Origin of the sequence: Erwinia aeris, assembly GCF_041224955.1 — a bacterium.
Taxonomy (GTDB): Bacteria; Pseudomonadota; Gammaproteobacteria; order Enterobacterales; family Enterobacteriaceae; genus Erwinia; species Erwinia aeris.
Genome location: NZ_JBGFFX010000001.1, coordinates 539,678 through 556,629 on the forward strand (window position 1 = coordinate 539,678; position 16,952 = coordinate 556,629).

Genomic DNA, 16,952 nt, shown 5'->3' on the forward strand with positions numbered 1-16,952 from the left:
TCAGCGAGAATTCCATATAAAAACGGCGACGCTAAATATTAATTACAGCTTAGCTTTTGCATAACAATGAAATTATTACGGCTCACGGGAAAAGATTATTTCCCGCTATCTTTATTTGTTTTTGTTGTTTTACTTGCCCTGCCGCATCCTGAATAGTGCAGAAAAACAAAACGCAGGGATAAAATGATGAATAGCAACCGCTTAAGCGCGCTGGCGCTGCTGCTGGGCCTGAGCCTGAGCGCCCAGGCCGCGCCGGGAATAGATTTAATCGCTAATGAAAAGCCGGTGCATACGCCGTTAAACCCTCAGGCGGCTTCGCTGATCCCGGCTAATTATAAATTTGTTACGCCCGGCACGTTGACGGTGGCTACGGCAGTATTGGGCAGCGCGCCGCCGTTCGGCCTGTTTGCCCGCGATAATAAAACGGTTATCGGCAGCGAAGCGGATATAGCACGTCTGGTTGCCGATGGGCTGGGATTAAAATTAAAAATCGTTCCGGCTTCCTGGGAAGACTGGCCGCTGGGCGTCGCCTCCGGGAAATATGACGCGGCGATTTACAATATAACTGTGACTAAAGAACGCAAAGCGCGGTTTGACTTCGCGACCTATCGTCAGGACACGCTGGGCTTCTACGTCAAAAGCAGCAGTAAAATCAGCAAAATTGACGCCGCGCCGGATATTGCCGGCAAACGTATTATCGTGGGCTCCGGCACCAATCAGGAAGCCATCCTGCTGCAGTGGGATAAAGAAAATCAGGCGAAAGGCTTGCCCGCTATGCAGCCGCTTTACGTGACCGACGATGCCGCCGCCACGCTGGCGATCCAGTCCGGCCGCGCCGACGCCACTTTCGGCCCTAACGTTACCGGCGCCTATAAAGCCAAACTGACCGGCACCACCAGGCTGGTCGGCGTGGTGGCCGGCGGCTGGCCTAAAACCGCCAATATCGCCGTGACGCTGAAAAAAGGCAGCGGGCTGGTGGAAGCCGTACAGGCTTCACTCAACGGCGCCATCGCCAGCGGCAGCTATTTACAGGTGCTGGATCGCTGGGGCGAGAGCATCGAAAAAATCGACCATTCCGAGATTAACCCGCCGGGTTTAGGCGACTGAGTACGGGAGCACGCCATGATTGAAGAAACCTTTATCCATACCACGCCGGACGATCCGCGAATTGAGCCGATTATCGACGGGCTGTTCGCCGAATACCGCGCCCGCTACGGCGACTATTTTGGCGAGCAGGAAGAAGAGCCGCCGGGAATTTATGCACCGCCCGACGGGGCATTTATCGTACTGCTGCGCCATGAAACGCCGATAGCGATGGGGGCCTTCAAGCGTTACAACGTCACGACTGCGGAGCTGAAGCGTATCTGGACGCACAGCAGTATGCGGCGTCAGGGCCTGGCGCAAAAGGTTCTGCTGGAGCTGGAGCGGCTGGCGGCGCTGCAGGGATATGACGCGCTGTATCTGACCACCGGCTTTCGCCAGCCGGAAGCGGTCAGGCTCTATCTGTCGCAGGGTTATCAGCCGCAGTTCGATCCGGCGGTCGATCCCGAACGCTATGCGCTGCCGCCCTTTGACGGCCGCCTGCCCTTTACCAAAACGCTGCTCAGCCAGCCTGTCCGACGCAGCGCCTGAGGAGTTACCATGAAAAACCCGGATGCTGGCTGGCGTGACAACGCCGACGCGCCGAACGATGTCGTCCTGAAAGTTGTGCCTGCCCGCTACCCGTGGCGCATGGCGGGTGCAGCGTTCGCGCTCTTCATTATTACCGGCGTGGTGCAGTCCATTGCCACCAATCCGCGCTGGGAGTGGGGAGTATTTGCGCAGTGGTTTTTCGATCCGGCCATTTTAAACGGGCTGGGGAAAACGCTGCTGCTGACCCTGCTGGGCACGCTGTTCGGCTCGATTCTCGGCACCGGCCTGGCGCTGGCGCGGCTCGCCAGGTCCTGGCTGCTGAACGCGCTGGCATGGAGCTATATCTGGCTGTTCCGCTCGCTGCCCCTGCTGCTGGTGCTGATTATTCTTTATAACTTCGCTTATTTGTATGACAGCCTGTCGCTGGGCGTGCCTTTCACCTCCATCACCTTCTTTACCCACGCCACCACCGATCTGCTGGATCAGTTTTCGGTAGCGGTGCTGGGGCTGTCGCTGGTGCAGGCCGCCTATACCGCCGAGATCATTCGCGGCGGCATCGTCGGCGTCGATCAGGGCCAGCACGAAGCCGCCGCCGCGCTGGGCCTGCCGCCGTATCGCCGCACCTTTCGTATTATTTTGCCACAGGCGCTGCGCGCTATTCTGCCAACCGGCTTCAACGAGGTGATTAGCCTGGCGAAAGGCACCTCTATCGTTTACGTGCTGTCGATGCCGGAACTGTTTTATACCGTGCAGGTTATTTATAACCGCACGCAGCAGGTCATCCCGCTGCTGATGGTGGCTAGCGTCTGGTATCTGTGCATCACCACCGTCCTGTCGGTGCTGCAACACTTTGTCGAAAACTATTTTGCGCGCGGCGTGGTGCGGCAGAGGCGCCCCGCCCGCTTAACGCTGTTCCGTCGTTCGGCAACGCTTAAGGAGAGTTCTGATGTCAGAAGCGCTTGAACTAAATCGCGACGAGAACGCCGCCAGCTGGCGCGATCGCCCGCAAACCCAGGCCGGAAAAATTGAGATCGCCAATATCAGTAAAAGCTACGGCGCCTTTAAAGCGTTGGATGATGTCAGCCTGACTATCGAACCCGGCACCGTCACCGTGATCCTCGGGCCATCCGGCTCCGGCAAGTCGACGCTTTTGCGCACCATTAACCATCTGGAACGCGTCGATAAAGGCTTTATTCAGATCGACGGCGACTACGTAGGCTATCGCCGCAGGGGCGATAAGCTGTACGAGCTGAAGGAAAAAGCGATTCTGAAACAACGCATTCAGGTCGGTTACGTATTCCAGAACTTTAACCTGTTTCCGCATATGACCGTGCTGGACAACATTATTGAAGCGCCCATCGTGCATGGTTTGCTGAAGCGCCGCGAGGCAATTGAGCGGGCTTACGAGCTGCTGGATACGGTCGGCCTGCGCGAAAAGGCGCACGCCTGGCCCCGACAGCTTTCCGGCGGCCAGCAGCAGCGCATCGCCATTGCCCGCGCGCTGGCGCTGAACCCAAAGGTGATGCTGTTTGACGAGCCGACCTCCGCGCTGGATCCTGAGCTGGTGGGCGAAGTGCTGGAAGTGATTAACAGGCTGGCACGCTCGGGCGTTACCCTGGTAGTGGTAACGCATGAGATAGGCTTTGCGCGGCAGGTCGCCGATCGCGTGGTGTTTATGGTGGATGGCAAAATTGTCGAAAGTGGCAGCGCCGAGCGGGTGCTGAATCGCCCTGTTCATCAGCGTACCCGCCGCTTTCTGGAAAAAGTACTGTAGGCGAAAGGCAAATATCCTTTTTCTTTTAGCCCCGATGCAGCTCGGCCACGGTCATCGTAAAGATCAGCAGGCTCTGAGTCTCGTTGGCATAGCGGTGCGCCATATCCGTTCTGGCGACGGCCGAGCAGCCCGCGTTAACCGTCAGCGCGGCGCTTTCGGTTTGCAGGTTTAGCGTGCCTTCTTCGACATGCAGCAGCTCCAGCGTGCCCGCCGGATGACCCGTAGAGGAAAAGCTTTCGCCCGGATGCATTTCCCAGCGCCACAGCTCAATCATATCCGGCCCACGCGTGCCGGCCAGCAGCCGCGCGGAACCGCCCTTTTCGCCCTGCCATAGCGTAGGGATCTCCTTGCGAGTGATAAGCCATGCAGAAGGCGAATCGGTAACGTTGACGATATCCGCCACCGACAAGCCAAGCGCGGCGGCGATTTTACATAAAATACCGATACTGGGGTTCGCCGTGCCCTTTTCGGTTTCCACCAGCATCCCTTTACTGACCCCCGCGCGGCGGGCCAGCTCGTCCAGCGAAAGCTTTTGCGCCTTGCGATGGGTTTTAATACTGCGCGAGACGGCAGCGCTGACGCTGTCGATATCGGCCCCTGCCTCGGTCGTTTTATTGACTTTTTTGGTCATCGGTCATTACTATAGGATAAATTAGTCACCGAAGGATTATGGAATGATTTCAGTCACCCCGTCAATCGCCCCGGCTATTGCCGACCTTGCACCGGGCTTTCGCGCCCTGAGTATCACCGTAAAAGCCGCGCCGCTGGCCGATCCCTCGATCGCACAAGCGTTTCTTACCCAGGCCTGCGAGGCGGTGCTTGCCGATTCGCCTGCCTGGGCGGCAGCGCACCTGGCCGACTGGGCGGAAACGTTTAAAAAGTTCGGCGCCAAACCCAAGCGCACGCCCTGTTCGGCGGAAGCGCTGAGGAAACGCGTGCAGCGCGACGGCACGCTGCCGGGCATCGATCCAGTGGTCGATCTGTATAACGCTATCAGCCTTCGCTACGCCATTCCGGTCGGCGGCGAGAATATTGCCGCCTATGTGGGCCAGCCGCGCCTGGTAATAGCCGACGGTAGCGAGCTGTTTGATACGGTTAAAGAAGGCAGCGCGGCCGTGGAATCACCGGAGGTCGGTGAAGTTATCTGGCGTGACGACCAGGGCGTGACCTGTCGCCGCTGGAACTGGCGTCAGGGCGTGCGTACCCGGCTGGATGCCCAGGCCACGCAAATGTGGTTTGTACTGGAAAGCCTGCCGTCAATGCCGTATGAGGCGCTGCTGGAAGCGGGTGATGAGCTGATCCACGGCCTGACGCTGATGATGCCGGGCGTGCAGACGGAGGTAAAAACGATTGGGTCGGGCTGTTTGAATAGCGGCATCTGATTTTGTTGCCGGCAGCGCCAGATTATTATGGCGCTGCGCTTTCATATAAAAGCCGCCGACGATACTTTTCATAATTATCAAAAAATAAGTCGTAAACCAGTCCATAAAAAAGAGAGATCGCCCTCCCGAAAAGAAAGATTCTGCTTTTGCTGTAAAAGCAGGGAATGATAGAGTTCTTCAGCTTATATCAGATACTGGATCCCCATTGACAGTGACACTGGCGCATCAAACTCCAGCCAGAAGCCGTCCGAGTTCAGCCGAGCCAGAACCCGCCGCCGGTTTCTTAATTGCTCTCTTTGCCGCCCACGCTGCACCCTTGTAAGAACTGTTTTTATACACAGCAGTTTTGCCATCGCAATCTGACAAGCAAAACAGTAATGCCGCTGAGTTCCATGTTTACATAATGACCAAAAAACCACATAGTAACTGAGGCATTCAAAGGAGATAACGCACAGGAGTGAGCATGAGTTATAACGCAGCAATAATAAAGAAACTGGAAGCCGAGAACTATCTGGCTTTAGTTCTGGAAAAAGGAGTCAAGGAAGTAGGTAGAGAAGCGTTAAAACAAGGCGAATTGATATACAACGGAGTCGAACGTCTAAGTTGGTATTCATCATGTTTAAGAGAAAATTATCAGGATGTTTGTGAGAAAATCAGAAAAGAAGATGTAAGGTTTATTAGGTCCATCTTGAAAATTATTCCGACCTTTCATTTTAAATTACCGCATATTGGCTTTGAATTCGGAGAAAAGAAAAATAATTACTCCGACGTACAGGTCAAAGATAATGTTATAAAATACATGCTAAAAATATTTACTGAAGACGTATTTAGCGAGATTCATTATGAGAGGAGATTAAATTTAAACAGAATCCTGACAAAGCTTAGCGCCGATTATGCAACTGTGAATTTCACAAATCGCTCTATTGCTTACTCTATTGCGTCTGCAATTTATATGAGCGCAGGACTAAGGGCAACGCTGGAAAGCACATTGACCAGTATATCCAGGAAAAGCACCACTGTTTTAGGGGGTTATGGTTACGTAAAAATTGCTATTGACGCTGCAGACCGGCTAAAATTAATCAACCCTATCCTGTACACAAAATTTTATAATACTGAAGTAGAAATGCTCTATTTTCTGATAGAGCCCGTTGTCACAAAAATAGATCATAAATTTCGGCACGCATTAACTGACGAACAAATCGCATCGGATATAGTGAGGCTCATAAAATGAAAAAGGCATTTAAATTCCTATGGAAGGATATTTTATGGGATATTTTCTGTTTTCGCTTACCGTTACTTTTGACTTTTATATTTTCATTTATCGTTTTTAATTTTTGGGATGGTTATGAACTAATTAAAATAATTATTTTCTTCATCACCTCAAATATAATATGTGATATATTTTTTAATAAAATCATAAAATAAATCCCGTCGTTTTCCGGGTCTGGTGTAGTCGCAAACGCTATAACCCCATCAGAAAAAAGGAGATAAAAGAAAAAGCAGTGACATCCAAAAAATCAATACAGACCACAAAACTGCTCGCCCCAGGTTGCGAGTATTTTGCCTGAAACGGTGTTTTTATGCTGTTCCTTTATTCTTGCCTCGCCACCGCCAATACTCTTGAGTTCAGGTTAGAAGCTCAGGCCTGCATCATTGCCGACTATTTCTGGCTAATAACATTTGGCCGATCGAATTTTGAAGCGGTAGCTAACTTCGAGGGTCTTATCGGGCCCGATCTTCTTGCTAAGTATGAATGGATAATGCGGGGATTTCTGAGCGATCCTTCAGCTAAAAGGAATTTATCATGATAAAAATAACGCTAGCCTGCGTGCTGCTGGTAAGCGGCTGTCACCTTGAAAAGCCTTACTTTTACCCGCTGGATGTCGTGCTAAAAGAAAACATGCCTTGCTTTTCCCCGCCTTATAATATTCAAAAAAAAAGCCGCCTGCTCCAAAACAGAGGCGTATCCGTAACAAAAATCACCGGAAAAAAAGGGCAAACCTTCTGGCAGTCTGAACCTCAGTCTACCTTGCCTGTGATTCCGGCAGGCGAATGCGTTTCTTATCCTGATATTAACTGGCAGGAGGGCGAATACGCCATATTTATGGGAATATCCACGAATAACGATGCTGAAAGATACAGGTTAAGCAAGAGTATCCGGCTGCAAAAAGATAAAGCAGGCAATTTTATGCTGCAGGAGATCCGGCAGCCTGATTTATAATATCGTCGTTCCTTTAGCCATATACAACAAAGGCACTGCCCGTTTTCTGTGCTGACTGATGGAGGTTATGTAAGTGTGCGAGCGCCAAAAACAGGCCGGTTTCCCGGCCTTTTTTATTAAACAGCAATCAGTTATTAACAGGAATAACCGCGCCTTTATATTTGGTGCGGATCCAGTCCTGGATTTGCTTAGAATGCAGCACCGTCACCAGCGCTTTAATATCCGGCTTGTTTTCGTCGCCGCGATGCACGGTGATAATATTGGCGTAAGGGTTATTTTCGCCGCTCTCAACTGCAATCGGATCTTTTACCGGATCCAGGCCTGCGTCGATAGCGTAGTTGGCGTTAATTACTACCGCATCGCCTTCGTCGTTATTATACATTTGCGGCAGCAGTGCGCCTTCCACGTTAGCCAGGAACTTCAGATGTTTCGGGTTTTCCACGATATCGCTGATGCGCGCGTCAACTTTGCTCACGCCCGGCTTCAGTTTGATGACGCCTTCTTTCTCAAAGATAGAAAGGATACGCCCTTCTTCCGATACCGCGTCGCGCATAATTACTTTGCCGTTCTGCGGCAGGTCTTTCAGCGATTTGTACTTTTTAGAGTAGATGCCAATCGGCTCGATATGGATTGCGCCCGCGCTGACAAAATCATAGCTCTTGTCGTCGGCATGATCTTTCAGCACGCTGTTCAGATAAGGTACGTGCTGGAAATAGTTCGCATCGATATCGCGGCTGGCCAGCGCGGTGTTCGGCAGGATGTAGTCCTGGAAAGGTTTGATTTCCAGATCGATGCCCTGCTTCGCCAGAATCGGCTTAGCCTGCTCCAGGATTTCCGCGTGCGGCACGTTGGATGCGCCGATGGTCAGGGTGTCTGCCCATGCGCTCAGGCTCAGCGCCCCCAGGGTTGCCGCAGCCAGCAGCGTCAGTGTCTTTTTCATTATTACTTCCTTCGTGAGTTAGCGTTTGTCGAGCCGTGTTGTGATGAAATCGCCAATAAACTGAATAATAAAAACGATAATCAGGATCATAACCGTCGCCACCAGCGTGACATCGCTGTGGTTGCGCTGGAAGCCCTCCAGATAGGCCAGGTTACCCAAACCGCCCGCGCCGATCACCCCGGCCATCGCGCTGTAGCTGACCAGCGCAATCAGCGTTACCGTCATACCGGAAACCAGCGCCGGTGAAGATTCCGGCAGCAGTACGCGAAAGATCAGCGTGCTCAGCTGCGCGCCCATTGAGCGGGAAGCCTCAATCACGCCTTTATCCACTTCGCGCAGGCCAATTTCGACCAGTCGGGCATAGAACGGTGCCGCGCCGACAATCAGCGCGGGCAAAGCCGCATCCGCGCCCAGAATGGTGCCGATTAACGTTTTGGTGAACGGGATCAGCAAAACAATCAGGATAATAAAAGGAATGGAGCGGAAGACGTTAACCAGTACCGAAATCACCGAATAAACGGCGCGGTTCTGAAACAGGCCGCCGCGCGCGGTCAGAAACAGCGCCAGACCGAACAAAATGCCCAGCACAAAGGTCGCCACGCCGGACAGCGAGGTCATATACAGGGTTTCACAGGTTGCCGCCCAAAGCTGATCAAGCTTCAGATGGGGGAAAAGAGTCTCAGTCATGAACCACCTCGGTCGTAATGGCGTGGGCGTGTAAATCGGCCAGGATGTTTTCCAGCGCGCTGCCGGTGGCGGCAACCTGTAACCACAGCTCGCCGAAAGTGCCGTTGGTGGTTTGCGTCATCTTGCCGTGCAAAATATTAAAAGGCGTGCCGTATTTCAGCGTCAGTTCGCCTACGATCGGCTGCTGCGTGTTCTGGCCGACAAAGGTCAGCTTCAGCACGCTGCCCGCCGTGCGGTCAATCAGTTCAGGGTTAAACGGCGTCTCGGCGCTGCTGTACTCTGCCGTTTGCTTGACGAACTGTCGGGTAATCGGCTGCTGCGGATGAGTAAATACCGACAGCACTTCGCCTTCTTCCACGATTCTGCCCGCTTCCATCACCGCCACGCGGTGACAGATTTTACGCACTACGTGCATTTCATGCGTAATCAGCACGATAGTCAGCTTTAGCTTGCGGTTGATATCCAGCAGCAGATCGAGAATGGCGTCGGTTGTCTGTGGATCCAGCGCCGAAGTCGCCTCATCGCACAGCAACACTTCCGGATTATTGGCCAGTGCGCGAGCGATACCTACGCGCTGCTTCTGCCCGCCGCTCAGCTGAGCAGGATAGGCGTGCTCTTTACCCTTCAGGCCGACCAGTTCGATCAGCTCCTGCACGCGCGTTTTGATGGCGGCTTTGGGCGCGCCGGCGATTTGCAGCGAAAAGGCAATATTTTCGCTGACGGTACGCGACCAGAGCAGGTTGAAGTGCTGAAACACCATGCTGATTTTCAGACGCGCCTGACGCAGCGCCTCGCCCTTCGCCTGCGCGATATCTTTACCTGCAATAGTGACGCTGCCGGAAGTCGGTTTTTCCAGCCCGTTCAGCAGGCGGATCAGCGTACTTTTCCCCGCGCCGCTGTAGCCGATAATGCCGTAAATCTGCCCCTGTTCGACGTTGAGATTCACATCATCAACCGCCGTCACCGGGCCAGCCGCGGCGTGAAAGGTTTTGGAAACATTACGCAAAACTATCATTTGTCGCCTGTTTTATCCCGTGTTGTGCAGCCCGCAGGCTGGTCAATAAACTGACTATTTTTAATATGTTATTGGTGATGCTTATGATACGGGATAGCGTCAGGCCGGTCGCGGGTCAGCAAAGACCCAAATACCATGATATATAGCCAAAAGGCATAACGTGGCGGCCTGCCCGTTTCATCATCATTGTTACAGCTACTTTACCGTCAGGGCGTTTTCCAGCGGTTTTATTCAACAAACGAGCCGGTTATTAACAGTATTAACTGGAGCGTAATGTTACCAGCTATTAATGCAATTTGCCGGTATTGCCGTCTGGATGGCTATCAACCGCGCAATAAACAACCACCTCTTGAGGGAAACGCAGATCAAAAAGCAGCCTCCCTGGCTGCCAATAGCCAACGGTAAGATTTTGAGACAATAATCTTTACATGCTAATCAATTGAAAAATAGAACTATTAAAGACAAGCACGCCGCTCTCCCCACCCGCTATCTTTGCAAAACTTTGCATCCTCTATGCTTGCCTTACCTGTTACTCACTTATCAAGACCTTATGCAGAAAAAATTTTGGTTCACCCTACCTGCCATCACTGGGATCGTCGTTAGCCTGTTCGGCCTGGCTTTCCTGGTGCTCGGCGGCTGGCTGGCAACGCTGGGCGGCACGCCCTGGTACCTGATTTTCGGCGCCGGTTTCTTCCTTAGCGGCATTTTTATCGTTAAACGCCGTCCGGCCGGTCTTTGGCTTTACCTGCTCTCCTTTCTGATTTGCGTAGCCTGGTCGCTGTATGAAGTCGGTCTGGACGGCTGGAAGCTGATGCCGCGCCTTTTCGCGCTGGCCGTACTGGGCGTCTGGTGCAGCCTGCCTTGGATCGTCCGACCGGTGATGCACACGCAGCGCCGCGCGGGCACGCTGGCTGGCGTGGTCTATCTGGCCGCTATCGTGCTGGTCTTCTGGTCAGGCTGGCACGTAACGGCAACTCGCTTTGTGCATCATCAGCCCGTGCCGGCAGCTCAGGCCGCGATCGCAACCGATAACGATAATGACTGGCAGCATTATGGCCGTACGCGCGATGGCCAGCGCTTTTCGCCACTGACGCAGATTACGCCCGCCAATGTCAGCCAGCTGCAGCCCGCCTGGCAGTTCCATACCGGCGATACCCTGCGTAAAGGGGAAGATAAAGCGGGACGCGAGTTCAGCTTTGAAGTGACGCCGATTAAGGTTGGCAACACGCTCTTTATCTGTACGCCGCATCGCCAGGTGATTGCGCTTGACGCCACCAGCGGCAAACAGCGCTGGAAGTTTGATCCAAAAGTAGACACCTCGGCCAATGAATATCTGGCCTGCCGCGGCGTGGCTTACAGCAAGGCGGTGGATGACAGCACCTGCCCGGAAAAAATCATCACCACCACCAGCGATGCCCGCATGGTGGCGCTGAATGCGCAAACCGGCGAACCTTGCGCCTCGTTTGGCAACAAGGGCTATGTCAGCCTGACCGACCATATGGGCCAGGTGCCGCCGGGCTTCCATTTTATTACCTCGCAGCCGATGGTGATGGAAGGCCGCATCGTGCTGGGCGGCTGGATATACGATAACCAGACCACCGGCGAACCTTCCGGCGTGGTACGCGCTTATGACGTAAAAACCGGCCAGCTCTCCTGGGCCTGGGACCTGGGCAGAACGCCGCAGAACGCGCCGCTGAAGCCTGGCGAAGAGTATACGCACGGCACGCCTAACGGCTGGGGAACCTATACGGCGGACGAAAAGCTGGGCCTGATTTATATTCCGCTGGGCAACGCGACGCCGGATTATTACGGCGGCAAACGGCGACCTTTTGACGAGAAGTATTCCAGCGCGCTGGTGGCACTGGATATTCATACGGGTGAAGAGCGCTGGCATTTCCAGACCGTGCATCATGACGTCTGGGATTTCGACGTGCCGGTTGGCCCAACGCTGGTTGACCTGCCGGGCAAAAATGGCGAAACCGTGCCTGCGCTGGTGCAGACCACCAAAATGGGCAAGCTGTTCCTGCTGGATCGCCGCAACGGCAAACCGCTGGCGCAGGTGGATGAGAAGCCGGTGCCGACCTCGCCCTCGCTGCCGGGCGAGCATTTGTCGCCTACGCAGCCGGATCCGGTCGGCATGCCGAGCCTTGCACCGCCAAATCTGGAAGAAACCGATATGTGGGGCGCGACGCCGATCGATCAGCTGATCTGCCGCATTCAGTTCCACCGCTATCGCTATCAGGGCCAATATACGCCGCCTGCGGAAGGCACCTCTATCGCCTATCCTGCGTTTGACGGCGTGATGGACTGGTACGGCGCTTCGGTGGATCCGCAGCGGCATTTACTGATTGCCAACACCAGCTACATCCCTTTCACCATGGAGCTGATGAAGCATGACGAGGCGATCAAACAGGGCCTGATGAAGCCGTGGGCAGGCTGGGCCAGCGGGCAATCCTATCCGAAACCGAAAGAGTTCGCCGTAGGGCCGCAGTATGGCACCGGCTGGGCGGCCGTGGTGAAACCCTGGCTGACGGCACTGGGCGCACCTTGTAGCGCGCCGCCGTGGGGCAAGCTGATCGCCATCGATCTTAACACCCGTAAAATCGCCTGGGAAAGACCGGCGGGCACCACGCGTAATATGAATATTTTCGGCACTCATACCAACGCGCCGTTGCCGACCGGCATTTTTATGATGGGCGGCAACATCATTACCCGCAGCGGGCTGATATTTATGGGCGCTACGGCGGATAACTACCTGCGCGCTTTTGACGAAGCCACGGGCCACGAGCTGTGGAAAGCCAAACTGCCAGCGGGCGGCCAGGCGACGCCGATGACCTATACCGGTAAGGACGGTCGTCAGTATGTGGTGATTGCGGCAGGCGGGCACGGCGGGCTGGGTACCACTTCCGGCGATGCGCTGGTCGCGTACGCGCTACCGAAAGAGTAAGCATAAAAAACCCCACGGCATCGTGGGGTTTCTTTCAGTTCGTCCCTGCATCCAGACGTTTTAGCGGTCAGGATATCTCTTCCGGAAGCAGCACATGTCTTTGCTTTTTCTTGCGTTCTTCCTCGTCCGGCGGCGTTTTGCGCGTGTGTTTGAGCATGGCAACGTGGCGGGCGAAATCCTCATGAACCTCTTTGCTTTGTAAATTCACCGACGCCGCACCGTCTTCATCGATCAAAATACGTTCGCCGTCATCTTTAGCTTCCTGCATATCATTGCGGGACATGGCGTTAAGCAACCTTTCCGGGCTGGTAAATACGCTGGCGATCATTTTTAACACGGGCTCTCCTTTTCTGAGCGGGCATCTGCAGATAGCGCTTATTGCAAGCTTTACTGCCGATAGCGGTTATTCTTCTTCTTAAACCAGTATAGAGGAATATTCAGGGCTGAGTTATCAGGAGACGGAAGTATCAGAGGGAGTGAAACAGAGGGGAAGCACAACCGCCACCGCCCGGAGGGCCGATGGCGGCGAGCCTGCGCGCGGCAGGCGCATTACTTTTTAGCTGCGGCGGCTCTTCTCGCCACCTTTTTTACCGGCTTCAGAGGCTTTTTCACGGTCGTTTTTAAAGCTGCCGCTGCCGCTACTGCTCTGTCCGCCTTTTTTGCCTGCTTCTGACGCCTTTTCACGATCTTCTGCGAAATTACCCGAATTTGAATTACCACGATGCTGAGTCATACAAATGTCCTCTTCGTGTTAAATAATACTCAATGGTTTTTTCTCAATTATTTAATCCCGGGGGGAATTAAAAATCAGTGAAGGTGCTACGTAGTTAAATCTAGCAGCCACGCTTATAATTGCAAGGAAACGGCGGCATAAAAATAAGTAAAAATTATGGCTAGTTATCCCATTGATTAATAACAACAATCAGGAAAAATCTTAATCAATTTTAATTTTATATTTAAAAAATACTTATCCCGTTTCAGGAATTATTAGCTTACCCACTGAGCAAATAAATAAATATTAATCGTTCATCAATTTCTGCCGCTTCGTTATAAGCCACTGCCGCTTCGTTCTTTTTTTACTTTCTTCTGCGTAACAGCTTTGCTGATGCTTCTGCCTGGATACTGACCAGGCGCATTCCTGATAATGCCAATAACCACACAAAGAGCTGGACTTAATTAACGAATTTTTACAAAATCGGTTGAACCGCCAGTGGCTCCGCGCCAGTAAAGAGCGGACACCATTTTTTTCTTCGGCCACGGCCGGACGGCTTCAGGGAATAGCGATTCTGGTTCAGCGCGCAGCACGACTGCCGCACAATCAGCCCCTTAACTGTGCATAGTACGGTGGAGCATGGAAAAACAACATTTTCTGACCCGTTTGGGACAATGGCCGAAGATCCAGTTTTCCGAAGTGTGTATCACCGCCTGCGGCGGCAGCATCCAGCCTGAACTCTACGTGCGTGACCGCGCCGATCCACCACGCTGGCTGTTTATCCGCCGCCTTGGCGGCAGCGAGAACCATGACGGCTTACTGACCATTTACAGCCAATGGCTGGCGGAATTTCATCAACAGCGTGGCACCGATTTCTGTTTGCCGCCGCCCTTTGACAGGGCTTTTGAGAACGAGCTGCCAGCGGAAATTTCGGACGCGCCGCATAGCGCTGCATTACGGCCATCGCTTATCGCCGAACGTTAAACGCCTGTGGCCGCCTTCTTCCCGTAAAAATTTATCTATACTTTTCAGCGGACGCCTGACGCTCAGGCCCGGTAGATAAAAAAGGGAGAGCCTATGAAAGCACTAGTCTGGCATGCTGTCGGCGACATTCGTCTTGATGACGTCCCGGAGCCAGCGATAGAAAAACCAACCGATGCGGTGATCCGCCTGACGGCTTCCGCTATCTGCGGCACCGATCTGCATTTTGTTCGCGGCACCTTCAGTAAAATGCAGCCCGGCACCATTCTGGGACACGAAGGCGTCGGCGTGATTGAAGCGCTCGGCGACGATGTTCGCAATTTCGCTGTCGGCGACCGCGTGGTGGTTTGCTCGACCGTTTCCTGCGGCACCTGTCCGCCCTGTCGGGAAGGCAATACCGCCCAGTGCGACAACGCCAACCCCAACGGGCCTGCCGCCGGCACCTGCTTCTTCGGCGGCCCGGCCGCAACCGGCCCGGTAAACGGGCTTCAGGCGGAAAAAGCGCGCATCCCCTATGCCGCCAATACGCTGGTAAAAATTCCCGATAACGTCAGCGACGAGCAGGCGCTGATGGTTAGCGATATTTTCCCCACCGCCTGGTTTGGCGCGGAAGCGGGCGAAATCAAAAAAGGCGATGTTGTGGCGGTCTTCGGCTGCGGGCCGGTCGGCCAGTTCGCTATCGCCAGCGCTTTCCTCAAGGGCGCCGCCCGCGTGATTGCGGTGGACGGCCATGTCGATCGCCTGGCTATGGCGCGTCGTCAGGGTGCATTCACGGTAAATTTTGAAGAAGAAGATCCGGTAGAAACCCTTAATCGCCTGACGGGCGGCGTCGGCGCGGACTGCGCTATTGATGCAGTCGGCGTAGACAGCCAACATGCGCACCACGGCCCGGCAGCGGAAGAGGCGCAGCAAAAAGCAGACAAATTTGCGGCGGAAGTGGATCAGGTGGCACCGGAAACGCACCCGCAGGCAGGCAACTGGGTGCCGGGCGACGCGCCCACTCAGGCGCTGGAATGGGCTATCGCCACGCTGAAAAAGGCCGGTCGTTTAAGCATTATCGGCGTTTATCCGCCGGAAGCGGAAACTTTCCCTATCGGCAAGGCGATGAATAAGAATCTGACCCTTAAGATGGGCAACTGCAACCATCACACTATTATTCCGGGCTTGCTGGAACTGGTACGCACCGGCGCCATCGATCCGGTCAAGGTATTAACGAAAGTAGAGCCGCTTAGCGACGTACTTGACGCTTATAAAGCCTTCGACAAGCGCCAGCCAGGCTGGATTAAAACCGAACTCGTGCCACAAAGCTGACAACTCTGCCCCGTCATCGCGGCGGGGCCACCAGCAACTGGAGTCTCACAATGGATAAGGAATTACTTAATACCGCCGAAAGACTCGGCAAAGTTTTACTACAGGCCGGGGCCAAAGTGGCTGCCGCCGAATCCTGCACGTCAGGTCTGGTCAGCTCTGCACTGGGCGCGGCAAGCGACAGCAGCAGCTATTTCACCAGCGGGTTTGTAACCTATACCGACAGCGCCAAACACCGCATTCTGCACGTCAGTGAAAAAACGCTCCAGGAACACACGGCGGTAAGCGAGGCGACCGCGCGCGAAATGGCAGCCGGCGCGAAAGAAGTATCGGGCGAAAAAGCCAGCATTGCGGTTACCGGCTATGCCGGGCCGGACGGCGGCGAAGATGGCACGCCTGCGGGTACGGTGTGGTTTGGCTGGGGCCTGCCAGATGGCGAGGTACGCGCGCTGAAGCAGCATTTTTCAGGGGATTGCGAAGAGGTAGTAAGAAAAGCCGCCCTGTTTGCTCTGCAGCACCTTACTGAACTGCTGCAAAGCCAACGCTGAACGGCATTGGGCGAACCTTAGCGTTCGCCCTTGAGAGTGTTACGGATCGCCAATCTGTTTTACTGCGATTTCCGTTTGCTTATTTTTATGTTTTACAAAACCGCTCACCCGTACCAGATCTTTGGCATCGTACTTCTCTCCGCCCCAGGCTGATTCGGGAATAATCAGATTAATATTGCCTGATTTATCCTGGAAGGTATAAATATTGCCAGAAACCTTTTTGATGATATTCCCTTCCATCGTCACCCAGGAACCTTCCTTCAGCGTACGGACCGACTTCACCTGGCTCTCGTTGGTATCTTCCGAGCCTTTGTAGCCTGCATCCTGCTTGTGCGGCGGTGGCGGCGTTTCTCCCGCTTTAAATCCCCCTTTGTCCTCGGCCATCACGTTCAGGCTAAGGGCAAGCAGCGCGGCCAGCGTAAGCACTTTTTTCATAAACACTCCTTTCGTTTAAAAAGTCCGATCTTGGTTCTGCATAACTTAAGCCTGGCAGAAAGCCGCTACTTTTCAGGTACAAAGTGTAAAAAAACCTGAATTAATCAGGTTTTATCAGACGAATCGCGTGTTCCAGCACCTTCTGCTCGTCCCGATCCGCATCCGTTCGTTCATGGCGCGTTCTGACCAGCAGGTTTGCCAGAATATCCCGGCTGGTATTGTGTCCGCTTTCAGCCAGCACAATGGCCGCGTCGCCAATCACCCGACAGACTTCGTCATAATATTCTTCGCTCAATACATCACGTTTCATAAGACCTCACTTTTTAAACCGGCTTGAAGGAAAAGCCGACCAAAAGTATTAATCCTGAAA

Annotated in this window: 19 protein-coding genes and 1 pseudogene; 12 read left to right on the top strand and 8 right to left on the bottom strand. The window is 53.8% G+C overall.

Annotation, left to right across the window (positions count from 1 at the left end; genetic code table 11):
- The first annotated feature begins 183 nt into the window (after nt 1-183).
- The 4 genes from AB6T85_RS02595 to AB6T85_RS02610 are packed head-to-tail and all read left to right on the top strand — an operon-like array spanning nt 184 to nt 3,406.
- On the top strand, nt 184-1,107 hold the full coding sequence (locus tag AB6T85_RS02595) for an ABC transporter substrate-binding protein (RefSeq protein ID WP_301250832.1): 924 nt from the start codon (nt 184-186) through the stop codon (nt 1,105-1,107).
- Nucleotides 1,108-1,122: 15 nt separating this feature from the next.
- A complete protein-coding gene (locus tag AB6T85_RS02600) occupies nt 1,123-1,632 on the top strand; it encodes a GNAT family N-acetyltransferase (protein ID WP_301250834.1) in 510 nt (169 codons plus the stop codon).
- Nucleotides 1,633-1,641: 9 nt separating this feature from the next.
- Nucleotides 1,642-2,595 carry an amino acid ABC transporter permease gene (locus tag AB6T85_RS02605; RefSeq protein WP_253454189.1) on the top strand — a complete coding sequence of 318 codons (954 nt, stop codon included), beginning with the start codon at nt 1,642-1,644 and terminating at the stop codon, nt 2,593-2,595.
- Nucleotides 2,579-3,406: an amino acid ABC transporter ATP-binding protein gene (locus AB6T85_RS02610; protein WP_253454190.1), complete on the top strand. Its 828-nt coding sequence runs from the start codon at nt 2,579-2,581 to the stop codon at nt 3,404-3,406. The genes AB6T85_RS02605 and AB6T85_RS02610 overlap by 17 nt, the downstream gene beginning before the upstream one ends.
- 25 nt (nt 3,407-3,431) lie before the next feature.
- On the opposite strand, the gene AB6T85_RS02615 is transcribed toward AB6T85_RS02610, so the two are convergent.
- Nucleotides 3,432-4,037, bottom strand: a complete 606-nt coding sequence (locus AB6T85_RS02615; RefSeq protein WP_369894726.1) for a helix-turn-helix domain-containing protein — start codon at nt 4,035-4,037, stop codon at nt 3,432-3,434.
- 43 nt (nt 4,038-4,080) lie between these two features.
- Here AB6T85_RS02615 and AB6T85_RS02620 point away from each other — a divergent pair, with 43 nt between their 5' ends.
- From AB6T85_RS02620 to AB6T85_RS02635, 4 genes are all read left to right on the top strand, one after another.
- A complete protein-coding gene (locus AB6T85_RS02620) occupies nt 4,081-4,788 on the top strand; it encodes a B3/B4 domain-containing protein (RefSeq protein WP_369894727.1) in 708 nt (235 codons plus the stop codon).
- A gap of 463 nt (nt 4,789-5,251) precedes the next feature.
- Nucleotides 5,252-6,019: a hypothetical protein gene (locus AB6T85_RS02625; protein WP_369894728.1), complete on the top strand. Its 768-nt coding sequence runs from the start codon at nt 5,252-5,254 to the stop codon at nt 6,017-6,019.
- Between the two features lie 349 nt (nt 6,020-6,368).
- Nucleotides 6,369-6,596 carry a hypothetical protein gene (locus AB6T85_RS02630; RefSeq protein WP_369894729.1) on the top strand — a complete coding sequence of 76 codons (228 nt, stop codon included), beginning with the start codon at nt 6,369-6,371 and terminating at the stop codon, nt 6,594-6,596.
- Nucleotides 6,593-7,009, top strand: a complete 417-nt coding sequence (locus AB6T85_RS02635) for a putative T6SS immunity periplasmic lipoprotein (protein ID WP_369894730.1) — start codon at nt 6,593-6,595, stop codon at nt 7,007-7,009. Before AB6T85_RS02630 ends, AB6T85_RS02635 begins: the two co-directional genes overlap by 4 nt.
- 127 nt (nt 7,010-7,136) lie before the next feature.
- On the opposite strand, the gene AB6T85_RS02640 is transcribed toward AB6T85_RS02635, so the two are convergent.
- From AB6T85_RS02640 to AB6T85_RS02650, 3 genes are read right to left on the bottom strand one after another with little or no spacing between them, the layout of a single operon-like run.
- Entirely contained in the window at nt 7,137-7,949 is an 813-nt protein-coding gene (locus AB6T85_RS02640) for a MetQ/NlpA family ABC transporter substrate-binding protein (protein WP_253454205.1), read from the bottom strand.
- Between the two features lie 18 nt (nt 7,950-7,967).
- Nucleotides 7,968-8,636 (bottom strand): methionine ABC transporter permease, encoded by a 669-nt coding sequence (locus AB6T85_RS02645; protein WP_253454207.1) that lies wholly within the window; start codon nt 8,634-8,636, stop codon nt 7,968-7,970.
- Nucleotides 8,629-9,651, bottom strand: coding sequence for a methionine ABC transporter ATP-binding protein (locus tag AB6T85_RS02650; RefSeq protein ID WP_253454209.1), 1,023 nt, complete (start codon nt 9,649-9,651; stop codon nt 8,629-8,631). Before AB6T85_RS02650 ends, AB6T85_RS02645 begins: the two co-directional genes overlap by 8 nt.
- A gap of 550 nt (nt 9,652-10,201) precedes the next feature.
- Here AB6T85_RS02650 and AB6T85_RS02655 point away from each other — a divergent pair.
- Nucleotides 10,202-12,598 (top strand): membrane-bound PQQ-dependent dehydrogenase, glucose/quinate/shikimate family, encoded by a 2,397-nt coding sequence (locus AB6T85_RS02655; protein ID WP_369894731.1) that lies wholly within the window; start codon nt 10,202-10,204, stop codon nt 12,596-12,598.
- A 148-nt stretch (nt 12,599-12,746) separates the two neighbouring features.
- Here AB6T85_RS02655 and AB6T85_RS02660 read toward each other — a convergent pair.
- Together AB6T85_RS02660 and AB6T85_RS02665 are read right to left on the bottom strand one after the other, a co-directional pair.
- Nucleotides 12,747-12,935 (bottom strand): annotated as a pseudogene (locus AB6T85_RS02660) (hypothetical protein); the annotation flags it as partial.
- A 219-nt stretch (nt 12,936-13,154) separates the two neighbouring features.
- Nucleotides 13,155-13,331, bottom strand: coding sequence for a con-10 family general stress protein (locus AB6T85_RS02665; RefSeq protein WP_125287532.1), 177 nt, complete (start codon nt 13,329-13,331; stop codon nt 13,155-13,157).
- A gap of 618 nt (nt 13,332-13,949) precedes the next feature.
- Here AB6T85_RS02665 and AB6T85_RS02670 point away from each other — a divergent pair.
- The 3 genes from AB6T85_RS02670 (at nt 13,950) to AB6T85_RS02680 (ending at nt 16,147) form a co-directional block, all read left to right on the top strand.
- A complete protein-coding gene (locus AB6T85_RS02670; RefSeq protein ID WP_253454213.1) occupies nt 13,950-14,294 on the top strand; it encodes a hypothetical protein in 345 nt (114 codons plus the stop codon).
- 93 nt (nt 14,295-14,387) lie between these two features.
- Nucleotides 14,388-15,602 carry a zinc-dependent alcohol dehydrogenase gene (locus AB6T85_RS02675; RefSeq protein WP_369894732.1) on the top strand — a complete coding sequence of 405 codons (1,215 nt, stop codon included), beginning with the start codon at nt 14,388-14,390 and terminating at the stop codon, nt 15,600-15,602.
- Between the two features lie 50 nt (nt 15,603-15,652).
- Complete coding sequence (locus AB6T85_RS02680) at nt 15,653-16,147, top strand: CinA family protein (RefSeq protein ID WP_253454217.1); 495 nt, start codon at nt 15,653-15,655, stop codon at nt 16,145-16,147.
- A gap of 39 nt (nt 16,148-16,186) precedes the next feature.
- On the opposite strand, the gene AB6T85_RS02685 is transcribed toward AB6T85_RS02680, so the two are convergent.
- Together AB6T85_RS02685 and AB6T85_RS02690 are read right to left on the bottom strand one after the other, a co-directional pair.
- Nucleotides 16,187-16,582 carry a YgiW/YdeI family stress tolerance OB fold protein gene (locus AB6T85_RS02685; protein ID WP_369894733.1) on the bottom strand — a complete coding sequence of 132 codons (396 nt, stop codon included), beginning with the start codon at nt 16,580-16,582 and terminating at the stop codon, nt 16,187-16,189.
- A 100-nt stretch (nt 16,583-16,682) separates the two neighbouring features.
- Nucleotides 16,683-16,892, bottom strand: a complete 210-nt coding sequence (locus AB6T85_RS02690) for a DUF2767 family protein (protein WP_125287527.1) — start codon at nt 16,890-16,892, stop codon at nt 16,683-16,685.
- Nucleotides 16,893-16,952: the final 60 nt, after the last annotated feature.